General features: G+C 64.4%; 14 protein-coding genes. 6 read left to right on the top strand and 8 right to left on the bottom strand.

Annotation, left to right across the window (positions count from 1 at the left end; all coding sequences use genetic code 11):
• Positions 1 to 10 precede the first annotated feature (10 nt).
• From ACIQTS_RS04505 to ACIQTS_RS04495, 3 genes are all read right to left on the bottom strand, one after another.
• Positions 11 to 214 (bottom strand): cold-shock protein, encoded by a 204-nt coding sequence (locus ACIQTS_RS04505; RefSeq protein ID WP_105658961.1) that lies wholly within the window; start codon positions 212 to 214, stop codon positions 11 to 13.
• Positions 215 to 678: 464 nt separating this feature from the next.
• Entirely contained in the window at positions 679 to 1776 is a 1098-nt protein-coding gene (locus tag ACIQTS_RS04500) for a fatty acid desaturase family protein (protein WP_402471571.1), read from the bottom strand.
• Between the two features lie 146 nt (positions 1777 to 1922).
• Positions 1923 to 2159: a hypothetical protein gene (locus tag ACIQTS_RS04495; RefSeq protein WP_105658704.1), complete on the bottom strand. Its 237-nt coding sequence runs from the start codon at positions 2157 to 2159 to the stop codon at positions 1923 to 1925.
• A gap of 920 nt (positions 2160 to 3079) precedes the next feature.
• Between ACIQTS_RS04495 and ACIQTS_RS04490 the strand changes: the two genes are divergently transcribed.
• Positions 3080 to 4108: an iron-containing redox enzyme family protein gene (locus ACIQTS_RS04490; RefSeq protein ID WP_402471569.1), complete on the top strand. Its 1029-nt coding sequence runs from the start codon at positions 3080 to 3082 to the stop codon at positions 4106 to 4108.
• On the top strand, positions 4105 to 4320 hold the full coding sequence (locus tag ACIQTS_RS04485; protein ID WP_402471566.1) for a CDGSH iron-sulfur domain-containing protein: 216 nt from the start codon (positions 4105 to 4107) through the stop codon (positions 4318 to 4320). Before ACIQTS_RS04490 ends, ACIQTS_RS04485 begins: the two co-directional genes overlap by 4 nt.
• A 179-nt stretch (positions 4321 to 4499) precedes the next feature.
• Here the strand turns inward: ACIQTS_RS04485 and ACIQTS_RS04480 are convergent, their stop codons facing one another.
• Positions 4500 to 4874 carry an ArsR/SmtB family transcription factor gene (locus ACIQTS_RS04480; RefSeq protein WP_402471563.1) on the bottom strand — a complete coding sequence of 125 codons (375 nt, stop codon included), beginning with the start codon at positions 4872 to 4874 and terminating at the stop codon, positions 4500 to 4502.
• A 143-nt stretch (positions 4875 to 5017) separates the two neighbouring features.
• Between ACIQTS_RS04480 and arsB the strand changes: the two genes are divergently transcribed.
• Genes arsB through ACIQTS_RS04465 form a run of 3 tightly spaced genes read left to right on the top strand, consistent with a single transcriptional unit; the run spans position 5018 to position 7968 of the window.
• Positions 5018 to 6073 (top strand): ACR3 family arsenite efflux transporter, encoded by a 1056-nt coding sequence (gene arsB, locus ACIQTS_RS04475; protein WP_402471561.1) that lies wholly within the window; start codon positions 5018 to 5020, stop codon positions 6071 to 6073.
• A gap of 11 nt (positions 6074 to 6084) precedes the next feature.
• Entirely contained in the window at positions 6085 to 6498 is a 414-nt protein-coding gene (locus ACIQTS_RS04470) for an arsenate reductase ArsC (RefSeq protein ID WP_365945437.1), read from the top strand.
• Between the two features lie 42 nt (positions 6499 to 6540).
• Positions 6541 to 7968: an NAD(P)-binding domain-containing protein gene (locus tag ACIQTS_RS04465; RefSeq protein ID WP_402471559.1), complete on the top strand. Its 1428-nt coding sequence runs from the start codon at positions 6541 to 6543 to the stop codon at positions 7966 to 7968.
• Between the two features lie 120 nt (positions 7969 to 8088).
• On the opposite strand, the gene ACIQTS_RS04460 is transcribed toward ACIQTS_RS04465, so the two are convergent.
• Genes ACIQTS_RS04460 through ACIQTS_RS04445 form a run of 4 tightly spaced genes read right to left on the bottom strand, consistent with a single transcriptional unit; the run spans position 8089 to position 12862 of the window.
• Positions 8089 to 9894, bottom strand: a complete 1806-nt coding sequence (locus ACIQTS_RS04460; protein ID WP_402471557.1) for an ABC transporter permease subunit — start codon at positions 9892 to 9894, stop codon at positions 8089 to 8091.
• Positions 9894 to 11429 (bottom strand): ABC transporter substrate-binding protein, encoded by a 1536-nt coding sequence (locus tag ACIQTS_RS04455; RefSeq protein ID WP_402471554.1) that lies wholly within the window; start codon positions 11427 to 11429, stop codon positions 9894 to 9896. Before ACIQTS_RS04455 ends, ACIQTS_RS04460 begins: the two co-directional genes overlap by 1 nt.
• A 57-nt stretch (positions 11430 to 11486) precedes the next feature.
• Positions 11487 to 12161, bottom strand: coding sequence for an ATP-binding cassette domain-containing protein (locus tag ACIQTS_RS04450; RefSeq protein WP_105662139.1), 675 nt, complete (start codon positions 12159 to 12161; stop codon positions 11487 to 11489).
• Positions 12158 to 12862: an ATP-binding cassette domain-containing protein gene (locus ACIQTS_RS04445; RefSeq protein ID WP_105662163.1), complete on the bottom strand. Its 705-nt coding sequence runs from the start codon at positions 12860 to 12862 to the stop codon at positions 12158 to 12160. Before ACIQTS_RS04445 ends, ACIQTS_RS04450 begins: the two co-directional genes overlap by 4 nt.
• A gap of 196 nt (positions 12863 to 13058) precedes the next feature.
• On the opposite strand from ACIQTS_RS04445, the gene ACIQTS_RS04440 reads away from it, so the two are divergent.
• Complete coding sequence (locus tag ACIQTS_RS04440; protein WP_402471551.1) at positions 13059 to 13220, top strand: hypothetical protein; 162 nt, start codon at positions 13059 to 13061, stop codon at positions 13218 to 13220.
• Positions 13221 to 13415: the final 195 nt, after the last annotated feature.

Genomic DNA, 13415 nt, shown 5'->3' with positions numbered 1-13415 from the left:
CTAAACGCGCTTAGCGTGCCTGGATGTCTGCAGCCTGAGGGCCCTTTGGGCCGGATTCAAGCTTGTATTCGACCGATTGTCCTTCTTCAAGATTCTTGAATCCGAAACTCTGAATTGCGCTGTAATGCGCGAAAACGTCAGCGGATCCATCAGAAGGCTCAATGAAACCGAAGCCCTTTTCGGAGTTGAACCACTTTACAGTGCCAGTAGCCATGTGTATTCCTAAATCGTAATTCGCGGCATGCCGCGATTTGAGCTTGTGCCACCGTAGCAGCACTGAAGCCATTATTTTTGTTGCATCCCGTGACACTTAATCAAGCATGAATAGCTTGGAGAGCCAGAACATCGAATTCTGAGTTCTGGGGTAAGAATTCACTGGAGACGCATGTAATAGCGGTCGAAGAGGTTCTATAGAAACGCAGTTTCAAACCGACTGCCCCACCACGGAAGTGGGGACGAATATTTCAAGTGATGCGATTCGCTCTCATGGGAAAAATTCCGAGGAAACGCTTATTAAAAATCCAAGGGAGGAACAATAGGAATTTTCAATTTTCCTTATTGGTTCTAATATCTAGACTACCATGAGGAGCTCGCTTAATCTCGCCGGTTTGCTGTGAGGGGAAGCCGAAGCCCTGCCACGGGAGCTGATTTCGTTGTTCTGTGCCTGCAGCAAGACCGTTATGGGATTCGGTATCCGGAGATCATCGGGCACTCGAAAGGATCCCGGGCCGATAGCCCGACCTTGTTCAGGTAGGTGATCACCTGTGCGTAGGATTCGCGGACACCGGCCACGGTGTACGGCACCTGGTGCTCGTCGCAGTACTGGCGCACGATGCGCGAGACGCCGGCCAGGTTGGCGCGCGGCATGGACGGGAACAGGTGGTGCTCTACCTGGTAGTTCAATCCGCCATAGACGTGGGAGAGCACGCGGTTTCCCCAGCTGGACTTGGCCATGACATTGCGTCCGGTCAGTACCTGGCGGGAGAAGAAGTCGATGCGGGCGTCCTGGGGAACCATCGGCATGCCCTTGTGGTTCGGGGCGAAGGACGCACCCATGTAGACGCCGAAGACTGCCAGCTGCACGCCGAGGAAGGCGAAAGCCATGCCCACTGGCAGGAAGTAGAACACGATCGCCAGGTAGATGGCGATGCGCAGTGCAATGCCGGTCATCTCGCGCTTGCGGTTTTTGACCCGGCCGGCCTTGAATAGGTACTTGATCGAATGCATATGCAGATTCAAGCCCTCAAGGGTGAGCAGCGGGAAGAACAGGTAGCCCTGGCGGTTGGTGATCCACTTGAGCAGGCCGCGCTGGCGCTTGGCGTCCTCGGTCTGGAAGGAGATGGTGTCCCACTCGATGTCCGGATCCTTGCCCACGGTATTGGGGGTGGCGTGGTGCTTGTTGTGCTTGTTCATCCACCACTGGTAGCTGATGCCCACGACGATATTGGCCAGGAACTGGCCCAGCTTGTCATTGCGCTTGTGCGAAGCCAGGATCTGGCGGTGTGCCGCCTCGTGTGCCAGGAACGCGAATTGGGTGAGCAGCAGGCCCAAGGCTGCGGCCATCAGCAACTGGAACCAGCTGTCGCCTAGGAGGATGAAACCGGTAACGGTGCCGGCTAGCAGCACCGTCAGCACGATGCCCAACCCGAGATAGTGCCCGCGGCGGCGGCCGACCAGTCCAGCTTCGGTGACCAACTTTTTGATATGGAAGAAACTTTGAGGATCACCGGGTTTAACGGTGGGTGCTGGAACGTCCAGCAGAGAACTGCGAGGCAAATATAATCCTTGATTGAAAGAGCTCGCTGCGTCGTGAACAATAAATTACCCGACCGAGCCTATTACCCCCATTCTACTCAGGTTCACGGCCGCTCTCGCTGTTCTTCCGCTGTCAGATTCTGCTCTTTCACATATTTCTTTGAGTTCTATCCAGCTTTGAGGGCCAGTGAAGCTGCGATGCGTGTGAGCGCTTCCTCGTTGCCGATCTGCAGCAGCTCAGCGATCATCGCGACCATTGCTTCACCTAGCCGTGCAAGGATCGCCACGGCTTGCGTGTTGCCTCCTTCCAGCTCGGAGGCGATGATCAGGAAGGCTTCTCGGTCTTGGCGGACCAGTGATGTCAGTAGTGCGATACCTAGTGCTGCTTCAGGGCTGTTGCCCATGAGATATTCCCATCGATGAAGATAAATTCGGATGTTTCTTCCGTACACGCGGCGCAACGTCGGCAGCATCTTGAGCCTAGCAGGGTATTGAGGGAGCAGCTTCTCGTTATACAGCGCCTGCCAAGCGCCCAGCGCTGGAGCCCGAATAATCGATCGCAGTAGGGCCCATGGAGCAACTGTAGTAACTCTGTGAAACTTCCAGTGCCTCTGAAGTGCCCGGGCCCACTGCTTCAAAGCTGTGATATTAGTGGCTTAGGGCATGACTCTCCTCGATTAGCGAGCACGGACCTGACGACCAGTGCGGCCCTGAAAGTTCGTTATTCGAAAGTGCGAGCGAGTGATTGATGCCAAGTAATTGGTCCCTTGCTGGAGTAGCAGACGGGCCTACTCGATACTAAAGTGGCAACGCGACAACCCTAGGGAACCTGTTTTTCATCTTGGGGAAATGAACGAGCCGACACCTTGCAGTTGGGTGTGGACATGGAGCAAAAGATTCTGGACCGGGTTTGTTGTCAGAGGTGCGAGCAACTTCTGGGCGCCAGTATTGTCGGCAGTTTTACACGGCATGACCTGCTTACTTGCCAGATTGAATGTGCCAGTAAGAGTGGGCGGCGACAGGCGCTCCCTGACGACTCCGGTAAGTTCTGCCTCTAATCGGTTGCCATCATGATCCCAACCCAATCCCGGTCGCAGCTCCCACTGGCTATGGAAAAGCTGGGACAAGACATCATGTCGAGATTGGCCGGCCGACAGCCCTATGTTCCTCAGGGATAAGGTGCTGTCGAGAACATAGCTGGGGAGCACGATCAGGGGCTACCTTGGCTTTTCCTCCCAATGGTGGTTATATCCCGAGGATGCTGGCACGATCATCCTACTGCCACTATTGCTGACCGTGCGATCAGTGTGAACGAAGGAGCATCATGCATCTACCCGTACCCCGCGGAGACCTGTCCCAAGCGCTGAACAATGCGTTGCTGTGCAACCCCTCGGAGGAATACGCGGCCTATCTGGCAACGGTCGCAAGAGATCGGTTGGCTGCGGCTTCGGATGTGCTGGATGACGGGGACCTGCAGCTGAGCCTTTTCGTGCTCTACGAACTGCACTATCGGGGATTCGAAGAAGTCGATGACCGCTGGGAATGGAACCCCGGGCTCATTTCGCTTCGGGCCCGGATCGAGGAGGGTTTCGAGCAAGCGCTGCGCGAGGCTGCAGGCCCGATTCCAAGCGTGGAACCCAGCTCCGCGAAGGTGGCCCAAGCCCTGTTCGAGCTCGCTGCTGATGATGCTGGACCATCGGTCTCGAAGTTCATCCAGCGCAAGGCTACTGCCGGACAAGCACGCGAATTCCTGATACTGAAGTCGATTTACCAGCTCAAGGAAGCTGATCCGCATACCTGGGCGATCCCGAAACTCGAAGGTCGTGCAAAAGCCGCCATGGTGGAGATCCAGGCTGATGAATACGGAAATGGGCAGCTGCCGCGAATGCATAGCGAGCTGTTCAGGCAGACGATGAAGGGCCTGGGGTTGCGTGATGATTTCGGCGCGTACGTGGACCGCATTCCGGCGGTGACGCTGGCGGCAGTGAACATGATTTCGCTCTTCGGCATGCACCGGCGCCTGCGGGGAGCCATCACTGGCCACCTGGCGTTGTACGAGATGACTTCCTCGATACCCCAGGCCGCTTATGCCCGCGGGTTCCGGCGCTTGGGATATGAATCCCCGGTGACCGATTACTTCGATGAGCATGTGGAAGCTGATGCGGTCCATGAGCAAATCGCCGGCCGCGACCTGGCGGGCGGACTGGCTGAAGACGAACCGGATCTGGTGCCTGACATACTCTTCGGAGCCCAAGCCGCGGCAGCGGTTGACGCGTTGGCCGGCGCGAAGTACCTGGACGCGTGGGAAGCTGGCAGATCGGCGTTGCATGCCGGAGCGGGGGCAGTGGTATGAGCGAGGGGCACAGCGCTTCGGAAGCGGCCATGATTACCGTTTGCCCGCAGGGCCCCTTGCTGCTCAGGGGAGATTTTGAAATCGTGGATGCCGAGGGGCAATCCATCGAGGCCCGGAAAGGGCCCGTCGCGCTATGCCGCTGCGGGGGCTCTGCCATCAAGCCTTTTTGCGATGGCACGCACAAGCTCATGAAGTTCGAGCGCCCGAAGTAGGGCACTGGATCCTGAAATGGGCTATTGAGCATCTGGTCCGCAGCGGGCCGGCGCTGCCGGCACCTGCATCGTTTGATGCCGTTTGCCGAGCTGCCTGCGCGGACGCGGGAATGCGGCTAGTTGGTGGATCCCGGGTGGCGCGATCCCAGCCGCCTGGAATGCAACCTCGTCAAGCCTGTCTAGGGTTTGGCCGCCAAGCTGGCGCCCAGGGATTCCAAAGCGCCAGGGACGACGGAGTAGTAGGCCCACACCCCGCGCTTTTCGCGGTGCAGGATTCCGGCCTCCACCAGGATTTTCAGGTGGTGCGAGACCGTCGGCTGCTTGAGGCCCAATGGTTCGGGCAGGTCGCAGACGCACGTCTCGGCCGATTCGCTGGCGGAGACGATGGACAGGATGCGCAGGCGATTGGGATCGCCCAGGGCCTTGAAGCGCAGTGCCAGCGCTTCGGCCTCTCCTGCGTTGAGGATTGCCTCGCCTTGGGATGGCGTGCAGCAGGCGTCGGCTGCCGGTGCTGGGGAAGTTCCTCCGGCAGGATTCACGGTGGCTGTGCTCACGGACCTTGGCTCTTTTCTTGGCTGGCGCCAGAGATTGACAAACGTCGATATGTTTCATCATACTCAAAACATCGACAATCGTCGATGCCTATTCTTGGAGTGATGAATCAGTGGCACCCGCGCCTGCGCTAGACACTGCCCCCGTGGCGGCAAAACTTTCCTTCCTGGACCGCTACCTGGCCCTGTGGATCCTGCTGGCCATGGGCGTCGGCTTGGGTCTGGGCCGCATCTTCCCTCAGCTGGGCGAGCTGCTGGACCGCTTCACCGTGGCCGGGGTCTCGGTACCCATCGCCATCGGCCTGCTGGTCATGATGTATCCGGTGCTGGCCAAGGTCCGCTACAACGAAACCGGCCGCGTGCTGGCCGACAAGAAGCTGATGATCACCTCGCTGGCGATCAATTGGGTCCTGGCCCCGGCGTTCATGTTCGTCCTGGCCTGGGTATTCCTGGCAGACCTGCCCGAATACCGCACCGGCCTGATCATTGTGGGCCTGGCCCGCTGCATCGCCATGGTGTTCATCTGGAATGATCTGGCCTGCGGGGACCGGGAAGCGGCCGCGGTGCTGGTGGCCATCAACTCGGTCTTCCAGGTCATCGCCTTCGGTGCCCTGGGCTGGTTCTACCTGCAGCTGCTGCCATCGTGGCTGGGGCTGGAAACCACCAGCGCCGAGTTCTCCATTGCCGCCATCACCGCCTCGGTCCTGGTCTTCCTGGGCATTCCGCTGGTGGCCGGCTACCTGACCCGCACCCTGGGCGAAAAGGCCAAGGGGCGCGACTGGTACGAGAGAAAATTCCTGCCGAAAATCGGGCCGTGGGCACTGTACGGGCTGCTGTTCACCATCGTGCTGCTCTTCGCATTGCAGGGCGATAACATCATCTCCAAGCCCCTGGATGTGCTGCGCATGGCGATCCCGCTGCTGATCTACTTCGTGGTGGTCTTCGGCGCCGGAATGCTCATCGGCCACTGGCTGAAGCTGGGCTACCCGCGCACCACCACCTTGGCGTTCACTGCCGCCGGCAACAACTTCGAGCTGGCCATCGCGGTAGCCATCGCCACCTTCGGTGCCACCAGCGGCCAGGCCTTGGCCGGGGTGGTGGGTCCGCTGATCGAGGTGCCGATCCTGGTTGCCCTGGTCTACGTGGCCCTGTGGTCCCGGAAATTCTTCCCAGCTGCCAAGGCTCCCGCTACTTCTGCCTAAGGAAAAAACTCATGACTGCTATCGAAAAGCCTTCGGTTCTCTTTGTCTGCGTGCACAACGCAGGGCGTTCCCAGATGGCCGCCGCCTTCCTCGCCCACCTCTCCGGAGGGCGCATTGAGGTCCGCTCGGCCGGTTCCGCCCCAGCCGATTCGGTCAACCCGGCCGCCGTTGAAGCCATGAAAGAAGTCGGCATCGACATGTCCGCGGAAATCCCCAAGGTGCTGACCACCGAAGCCGTGCAGGACTCCGATGTGGTGATCACTATGGGCTGCGGAGATGCCTGCCCATTCTTCCCGGGCAAGCGCTACGAAGACTGGAAGCTGGAAGACCCAGCAGGCCAGGGCGTGCACGGCGTGCGCCCAATCCGCGATGAAATCCGTGCCCGGATCGAGAACCTCATCGCAGAATTGCTGCCAGCCAGCTAGGCGCAGACCGTCTCCAGAATTCCAGCAGCCAAGGAGAAGCCCATGAGTGAGCACCTTCCAGTCATCGTCATCGGCGCCGGCCCCATCGGCCTAGCCACCGCCGCCCACCTGCGCGAACGTGGGCAGGAGGTGCTCGTCCTGGAAGCAGGAGCCAGCGCAGGCGCCGCGATTTCGCGATGGGCCCACATCAAGCTCTTCTCCCCATGGCGCTTCAATATCGATGCCGCCGCCCGTCGGCTGCTGGAAACCCCCAGCGAGGGATACGCCGGAGGCTGGGAAGCGCCGCGGATCACCAAGCTTCCCACCGGCGCGGAGTTGGTCAGCGAATATCTCCAGCCGCTGGCCGCCCACCCCGACCTGTCACCGCGCATCCGCTACGGCCACCGCGTGGCGAAGATCAGCCGCGTACTGGCCGGCGGCCGCGGCGCCGACAAGGCACGCACCGCGCACCGCGATGAAGCCCCATTCCTGGTGCGCACCGAGACTCCTGGCGGCCCGGTGGATCTTCTCGGCCGTGCCGTGGTTGATGCCAGTGGCACCTGGAACCAGCCAAGCCCGGTAGGCCGGGCCGGAATCGAAGCCATCGGTGAAGCGCAGGCGCGCGAGCGCGGCTTCATCATCTGCGGGCTTCCTGATCCGCTGGGCGCCGATGAGCAGGAGCTCGCGGGCAAGAAATTGCTGGTGCTTGGCGCCGGGCATTCGGCGGCGAATACCGTCATTGCCCTGGGCCGGTTGCAGAAGAAGTTCCCGGACACCCGGATCCTCTGGGGCCTGCGCGGGGCGGCCAACCCGATCCGGCTCTACGGCGGCGGAGCTGCTGACCAGCTCCCAGCCCGGGGCCAGCTGGGCACATCGCTGCGCCGGCTGGTGGAGAACGGCAACGTGGAACTGCTGGAAAATGTCGCCGTCGCTTCGATGAGCGCAGGGGAGCGGCTGTCCGTATCGCTGGCTGACGGACGCGAGCTGGGCGTTGACCGCATCATCGCGGCCACCGGTTTCCGCCCGGATCTGCAGATGCTCTCCGAACTGCGTCTGGACCTGGATGAATGCGTTGAAGCCCCGCGCCAGCTCGGGCCATTGATCGACCCGGAATTCCACAGCTGCGGAACGGTCAGCGCGCACGGCGAAAAGCAATTGGCTCACCCGGAGAAGAACTTCTACATCGTTGGAATGAAGAGCTATGGACGGGCTCCGACGTTCCTGATGGCTACCGGCTACGAGCAGGTGCGCTCCATTGCCGCTGCCTTGTCCGGCGATGCCGAAGGGGCGGGCCGGGTTGAACTGGATCTGCCGGAAACCGGGGTCTGCTCCACGGATCTGGGCGGTTCCTGCGATGCCCCCGCGGACGGCGACACCGCCTGCGGAACCGAGCCCGCCGAAGCTGCCAGCTGCTGCGCCTCGCCGCAGCCGGTGAGCCTGGGATTGGCCACGGGAACACTGCACGGCAACAGCGAAGTGGCCGCCCAGTAAGCCAGATTGGGCAAGGGGCGATCGCCACGGAAATTCGATGGAGCCAAGGGGCAACGCGGCATAAGTCGCGTTGCCCCTTGGCTCAATTTTTCTTTTCGATGGCCGGGATAGGACCGCGTTTCAGCTCATCGGGACTGGTGTGTTCCTGGCCGCCGGATCCTGCTGGGCTGCCGTGCCTCTTGTGCCGGTACGCTGCGGCGCCGGGATTCCGGCGAGCGCCACAGCGCACACGGAAGTGAGCACCAGGGCGGTAGCCGGGGCGATGGCAGTCCACGGAGCCCGCTCGACATAGCCGATGCCTTCGGCCAGCAGCAGGCCCCACTCCGGGGTGGGCGGCTGCGCGCCGAGCCCGAGGAAGCCGAGGGCGGCCAAGGCCAGTGCCACCCCGGGCAGCCGCAGCATCCCGTGCCTCAGCAGGGCCGGAAGCACCGCGGGCAGCAGATGCTGGACCCAGATCCGGCCGCGCGGCACACCGGAGAGCGGAAGCCAGCGGATATGCGGCATGGCCCTGGCTTCGTCGAGCAACGAGGCAGCATGCGTGGCCAGCGGAGGCCAGCTCACCCAGAGCACGGCCAGCGCCGCGCCGCCGACCGAGGGGCCCAGCAGGGCCGCGATGACCACCCCGGCCAGAATCGGCGGAGTCGCGTTGGCGATTACCGCCGGCCCGCGCGAGATCTCGCCTGCTGCCGCTAGCAGCAGGCCGATCAGGATTGCGCAGGCCAAGATTCCCAGCGCCGGGCCTACCGTGCCCAGGGTTCCGTGGGCCACGCGGGCCAGCAGATCCCGTCCGCTGGAATCGGCGCCGAATGGCAAACCGGCCCCCGGGGCTTGCAGCCTCTGGAAGGCAAGGGTGTAGGGGTCGCGTGGCAGTCCGAAAGCCAGGATGGCCAGCAGCGCGGTGCAGGTGATCGCCGCAGTCCAGCGCTGGATCCTGCCGTTGCCGCGCGCCTCGGGCGGGGCTGGCAGCGATCCTGCGGGCAGGGCGCCGCCGCGCAGCGCGCGCCGGGCCGCTGCGGTGAGCATTCCGATCAGCAGCGCCGATCCCGCCATCAGCAGCAGCCCGGCCTGCAAGGCGGGAATATCCTGCGCATTGGCCGCCCCGAGCAGATAGCGGCCAAGTCCGGGCACCGCGAAGACCTGCTCCACGGCCACCGCGCCGCCGAGCAAGCCGATGAACACCAGGCCGAGCTGGTCGATGACTGCCGCGGCGGCCCGGCGCAGCACCCCGGAGAGGATGGCAGGGGCCGGAGCTCCGGCCAGGTGCCAGATCCCGGCCCAGCGTTCGGCGGCCACCGAGGCGATGGCATCGGCCAGCAGCCGGCCCAGCAATCCGCCGGCCGGGATGCCCAGGGCCAGCGCGGGCAGGATCGCGGTGTCCAGCCCGGTCCACCCGTAGGGCGGAAGCCATTGCAGCTGCACCGCCACCAGTACCAGCAGCAAGCTGGCCAGCAGGAATTCGGGCAAGGCGGTCAGCGCCACGCCCAGCGGCCCGGAACCTGAATGCTGCCGGTTGCGCAGCACGCGCAGCGCGGCGGGCAGCACCAGGGCGAAGGCCACGGCGAGCGCGATGATGGTGGCGAAGGCGGTGAGCGTGGCGGAGACCGACAGGGCCCGCCAGGCGCCGGGAGCGATTTCTGCCCCGCTGACCCAGGAGTTGCCCAGATCCCCGTGCAGCACCCCGGACCACCAGTGCAGGCTGGTGGCCAGCGGGCCCTGGTCCAGGCCCAGCTGCGCGCGCACGGAGGCCAACGCCTGCTCGGTGGGTTCCAGTTCGGCATAGCGTGCGCGCAGCACCGCGGCGGCCGGGTCCGTGCGCGAAAGCCAGGGCAGCGCGCCGGCTACCAGCAGCAGGGCCAGCGCGCTGAGCAGGCAGGATGCGAAGGACGGCCAGGAGAGGCGCCGCGCCTTCAGGGCGAACCAGTTCATCAGCGTTGCGGCTCCTGCTCGCTGTCCAGGCGGGTCTGCGCAGTGATCAGCTCGCGTTCGCGCGGATCCTGCGCGGCGTCGCGCACGGCGGGGCCCTCGCCCTGGATCACGCGTTCGTGCAGCAGCGCGATGGCCGCGTCGGTGCCCAGGATCCGGGCTTCGGCCAGCATGATCTGCTGCTGGCGCTGCTCCCCGGCTTCGGTTTCCGAGGCCCGGGCGATCGCCTGGTCCACGTCCTTGTCGCAGAGCTGGGCGATGGCGAAGCCGCCTTCGCAGGTGAAGTCGGAGGCGAAGTACGCAACCGGGTCCCCGGAATCAAGCACGGTGGCGCGCGAGAGGATGAAGGCATCGAAAGCGCCGTCCAGTGCGTCGGCCTCGATGTACTGGTATTCGCGCACATCCTGCTTCACGATGAATCCGGCCGCTTCCAGCTGCTGCTCCAGGATCACCGCGACTTCTGGCAGTTCGGCGCGGTCGGTGAAGGTGCCCAGGGTGATTTCCACGTCCTTGACCTTGGCTGGTTCGGCACGCTGGGCCAGCAGCTGCCGGTATTCTCCAGAATCGCGCAGCCCGGCGGCGTAGGGCAGGGCCGGGCCGAGCAGGCCCTCGGCTATATCGGCGCGGTTCTCGTACACCGACTCCACGATGGCCGCCCGGTCGATGGCTTCGCGGGCCGCGGCGCGCACCGCCGGGTCGGCGAACGGGCCCTTCTCGGTGTTCAGGTACAGCGTGTTGGTGCGCGGCATCGGCACTTCGGTGAGCAGCTCCTGGTCCACCGTGGCGGCCTGCCCGGCGGGGATGGCCTCGATGACATCTGCTTCCGAGGTGCGCAGCGCGGCGGCGCGGGCGGTGCCATCGGGCACGAACTTCACGTCGATGCCCGAGGCTGCGGCCTTTTCGCCCCAGTAGCCCTCGTACCGGTCCAGGGTGGCCCCGGAAATCCCGTCTACGCCCACGATCTGGAAGGGGCCGGTGCCGTGGCCGGCCGGATCCACCCCGTTGGCGGTGTAGGCTTCGGCGGCGAAGATGGCCAGCTGCGGGCTGGAAAGGCGCTGAGGCAGCAGCGGGTCGGGATCCGCGGTGGTGATCCGCAGCCCGTGCTCCCCGCGCACCGCGACCTTCAATGCGGTTCCGTTCAGGATGCGCGGCACCGGGGTGGAGTCGATGGCCCGCTGCAGTGAGTTCGCCACGGTGTCGGCGGTCAGCGGCTGGCCGTTGTGGAAGCTGACTCCTTCGCGGATCTCGAAGTCCCAGGCCAGCTCACCGCTGCGCTCCCAGCTGGTAGCCAATGCCGGCTGGGCGTCCCCGGACGCGTCGAGATTGACCAGGGTTTCGGCGGTGGACCAGCGCGAGAGCTTGAACGCGTCGTCGCTGAGCGGGCTGAGCCCGGAGCGGGGCGGCTGCATGTGGGCTACGGAGATGCGGCCGGTGCTTCCGGCCTGCTCGGCGGCCGCGGAGAAGCAGCCGCTGAGGGCAAGTGCCCCGGCCAGCGGGATGGTGAGCAAAGCCAGGGTCTTGGGGCGGGGTCGATTCATGGGTGCGAGGTCCTTGGGGATGGGTGATCGGTGATGGGTGATCAGCTGGTGGGCGGGTTATCGGGACGGTGGGCGGATGGCGATGGTGCGCGAGCATTGCGCGGCCAGCTGCGGGTCATGGGTGATCAGCAGCAAGGCAATGCCCGAGTTGGCGGCGGTGGAGAGCAGCTGGCCGGCGACTGCCTGGGCGGTGTCCGGATCCAGGGCGCTGGTCGGCTCGTCCGCCACCAGCACCGAGGGGTTCACTGCCACGGCGCGGGCCAGTGCGGCCCGCTGCAACTGTCCTCCGGAGAGCTGGTGCGGGCGCCGATCCAGCAGTGCCGTGTCGAATTGCGCCAGCTCGGCAGCCCGGTCGATGCCCGTTCCGGGGCCGGCTGGGGGAGCCAGCCGGTGGATGGCCTGCTGCAGCGAGGTGCGGATGCTCCAGCGCGGCACGAAGGCGGCGGCAGGATCCTGGGGCACGCCCTGGACCAGCCGGCGGCGTGCTGGCGCGTGGCTGCGCTTCGGTGAGCTCCAGTGCTGGCCCAGCACGCGGATTTCTCCGGAGTCCGGCAGTTCCAGGCCCAGCACGATGTCGGCCAGGGTGGATTTGCCGGCGCCGGATGGCCCGGTGACGGCCACCGATTCGCCCGGAGCCAGCGTGAAGCCAAGGGGCTCCAGGACCAGTCGGCGGGCTGCGCCGTGCCCGCGCAGTGCGCTGAGCGCGGATACTTCCAATGCGGGGATGCTCAAGCCGGTACCCGTTCCAGCCGGGGCGCGCGGGTGCTGGCGATCTTCCCGGAGTCCAGGACCAGGTGCCGGGTGGCCAGCGCCTGGGCAACTGCCGCGTCGTGGGTGACCAGCACCAGGGCCTGCTGCTGGCCCAGCAGGGTGCCCAGCAGTTCCAGGATGAGGTCCCGGGCGGTGTGGTCCAGGGCGCTGGTCGGTTCATCGGCAAGGATCACCGGGGCCTGGCTGAGCACGGCCAGGGCTATGGCGGCGCGCTGTGCTTGCCCTCCGGAGAGTTCTGCGGGACGTCGTGCGAGCAGTTGCGGATCGCCCAGCCCGGCGTCTTGCAGGATGCCGCGGACTTGCTGCGCGCTGGCGCCGGTGGCCTTGCGCAGTTGCCGTCCCAGCGGCAGCAGCGGATGCAGGGCGTCCTGGCCGCGCTGCGGGATGTAGCCGATGCGCGTTGATCCGGGAGTGCGGGTTCCGGTGAATTCCAGTCCGGGTGCCCAGTTCCCGGTGATCATCGACAGCAGCAGCGACTTGCCAGCACCCGACGGGCCGGTGATGACCACGCGCTCGCCGGGAAGAAGCATGAACTCCTCGACGTCGAGCAGCGGGCTGGCGGCGCCGGGCAGTCCCAGGCGCGCGTTACGCAGGCACAAGGCCGGGCTGGGCGGCAGTGGGGCGCGGGGCTGGCGGGCGAGCCCGGGCTCTTCAAGAGTCATAATGAGAATCATTATCACTTAAGTTTTCTCGGCAGCGCAAATCAGCCTGCGGAATCGGCAAGGCGGCCGTGGCGGGCCGCGGCTGCTGGCCAAGCTGGGTGAATTCGCCTAATTTTTCGTGGCCGTACCGAACCTCGGCGCTTGTGCATACCGTGGAATCAGCGTGCGGCAGCAAACTGAGCAAGAGGAGAAAGCGATGATGGAGTCGTTATGGCAGGCGAAGCGTTCTTCCGGTGGCACCGGCCAATCCCAGCCGGGCGCAACCCATGACGCCATCGTCGTGTGCCCTGGGCTCACCGGGTCCGCTACGCAGGACCTCGCTGCCATTGACTCGAGGACTGGCACCGGAGGGGACTAGGTGTCTGGAAAAGCAATTCGACGCCCGCGGGCCCGCCGAGTATTCATCGGCTGTGGCCAGGGAATGATTTCGGAAAGTGCAGGGATGATGATTCACTGGAATTTCAAGTACACCCGACGTTCACCTTGGACCCCAGGAGAAGTTTTGCGAACCACCGGACCTGCCCGGCCACCTCTGCCTCGAACCGCCGCTTTC

Origin of the sequence: Glutamicibacter sp. NPDC090743 (genome assembly GCF_044769125.1) — a bacterium.
Lineage (GTDB): Bacteria > Actinomycetota > Actinomycetes > Actinomycetales > Micrococcaceae > Glutamicibacter.
This window is presented reverse-complemented; position numbering and strand designations above follow the sequence as displayed.

Coding starts and splice junctions, on each gene's coding strand:
- ACIQTS_RS04495 (WP_105658704.1), bottom strand. CDS start 2,159: ATGGGCAACAGCCCTGAAGCAGCACTAGGTATCGCACTACTGACATCA.
- ACIQTS_RS04445 (WP_105662163.1), bottom strand. CDS start 12,862: ATGACTCTTGAAGAGCCCGGGCTCGCCCGCCAGCCCCGCGCCCCACTG.
- ACIQTS_RS04455 (WP_402471554.1), bottom strand. CDS start 11,429: ATGAATCGACCCCGCCCCAAGACCCTGGCTTTGCTCACCATCCCGCTG.
- ACIQTS_RS04470 (WP_365945437.1), top strand. CDS start 6,085: ATGACTGCTATCGAAAAGCCTTCGGTTCTCTTTGTCTGCGTGCACAAC.
- ACIQTS_RS04490 (WP_402471569.1), top strand. CDS start 3,080: ATGCATCTACCCGTACCCCGCGGAGACCTGTCCCAAGCGCTGAACAAT.
- ACIQTS_RS04485 (WP_402471566.1), top strand. CDS start 4,105: ATGAGCGAGGGGCACAGCGCTTCGGAAGCGGCCATGATTACCGTTTGC.
- ACIQTS_RS04440 (WP_402471551.1), top strand. CDS start 13,059: ATGATGGAGTCGTTATGGCAGGCGAAGCGTTCTTCCGGTGGCACCGGC.
- ACIQTS_RS04460 (WP_402471557.1), bottom strand. CDS start 9,894: ATGAACTGGTTCGCCCTGAAGGCGCGGCGCCTCTCCTGGCCGTCCTTC.
- ACIQTS_RS04505 (WP_105658961.1), bottom strand. CDS start 214: ATGGCTACTGGCACTGTAAAGTGGTTCAACTCCGAAAAGGGCTTCGGT.
- ACIQTS_RS04465 (WP_402471559.1), top strand. CDS start 6,541: ATGAGTGAGCACCTTCCAGTCATCGTCATCGGCGCCGGCCCCATCGGC.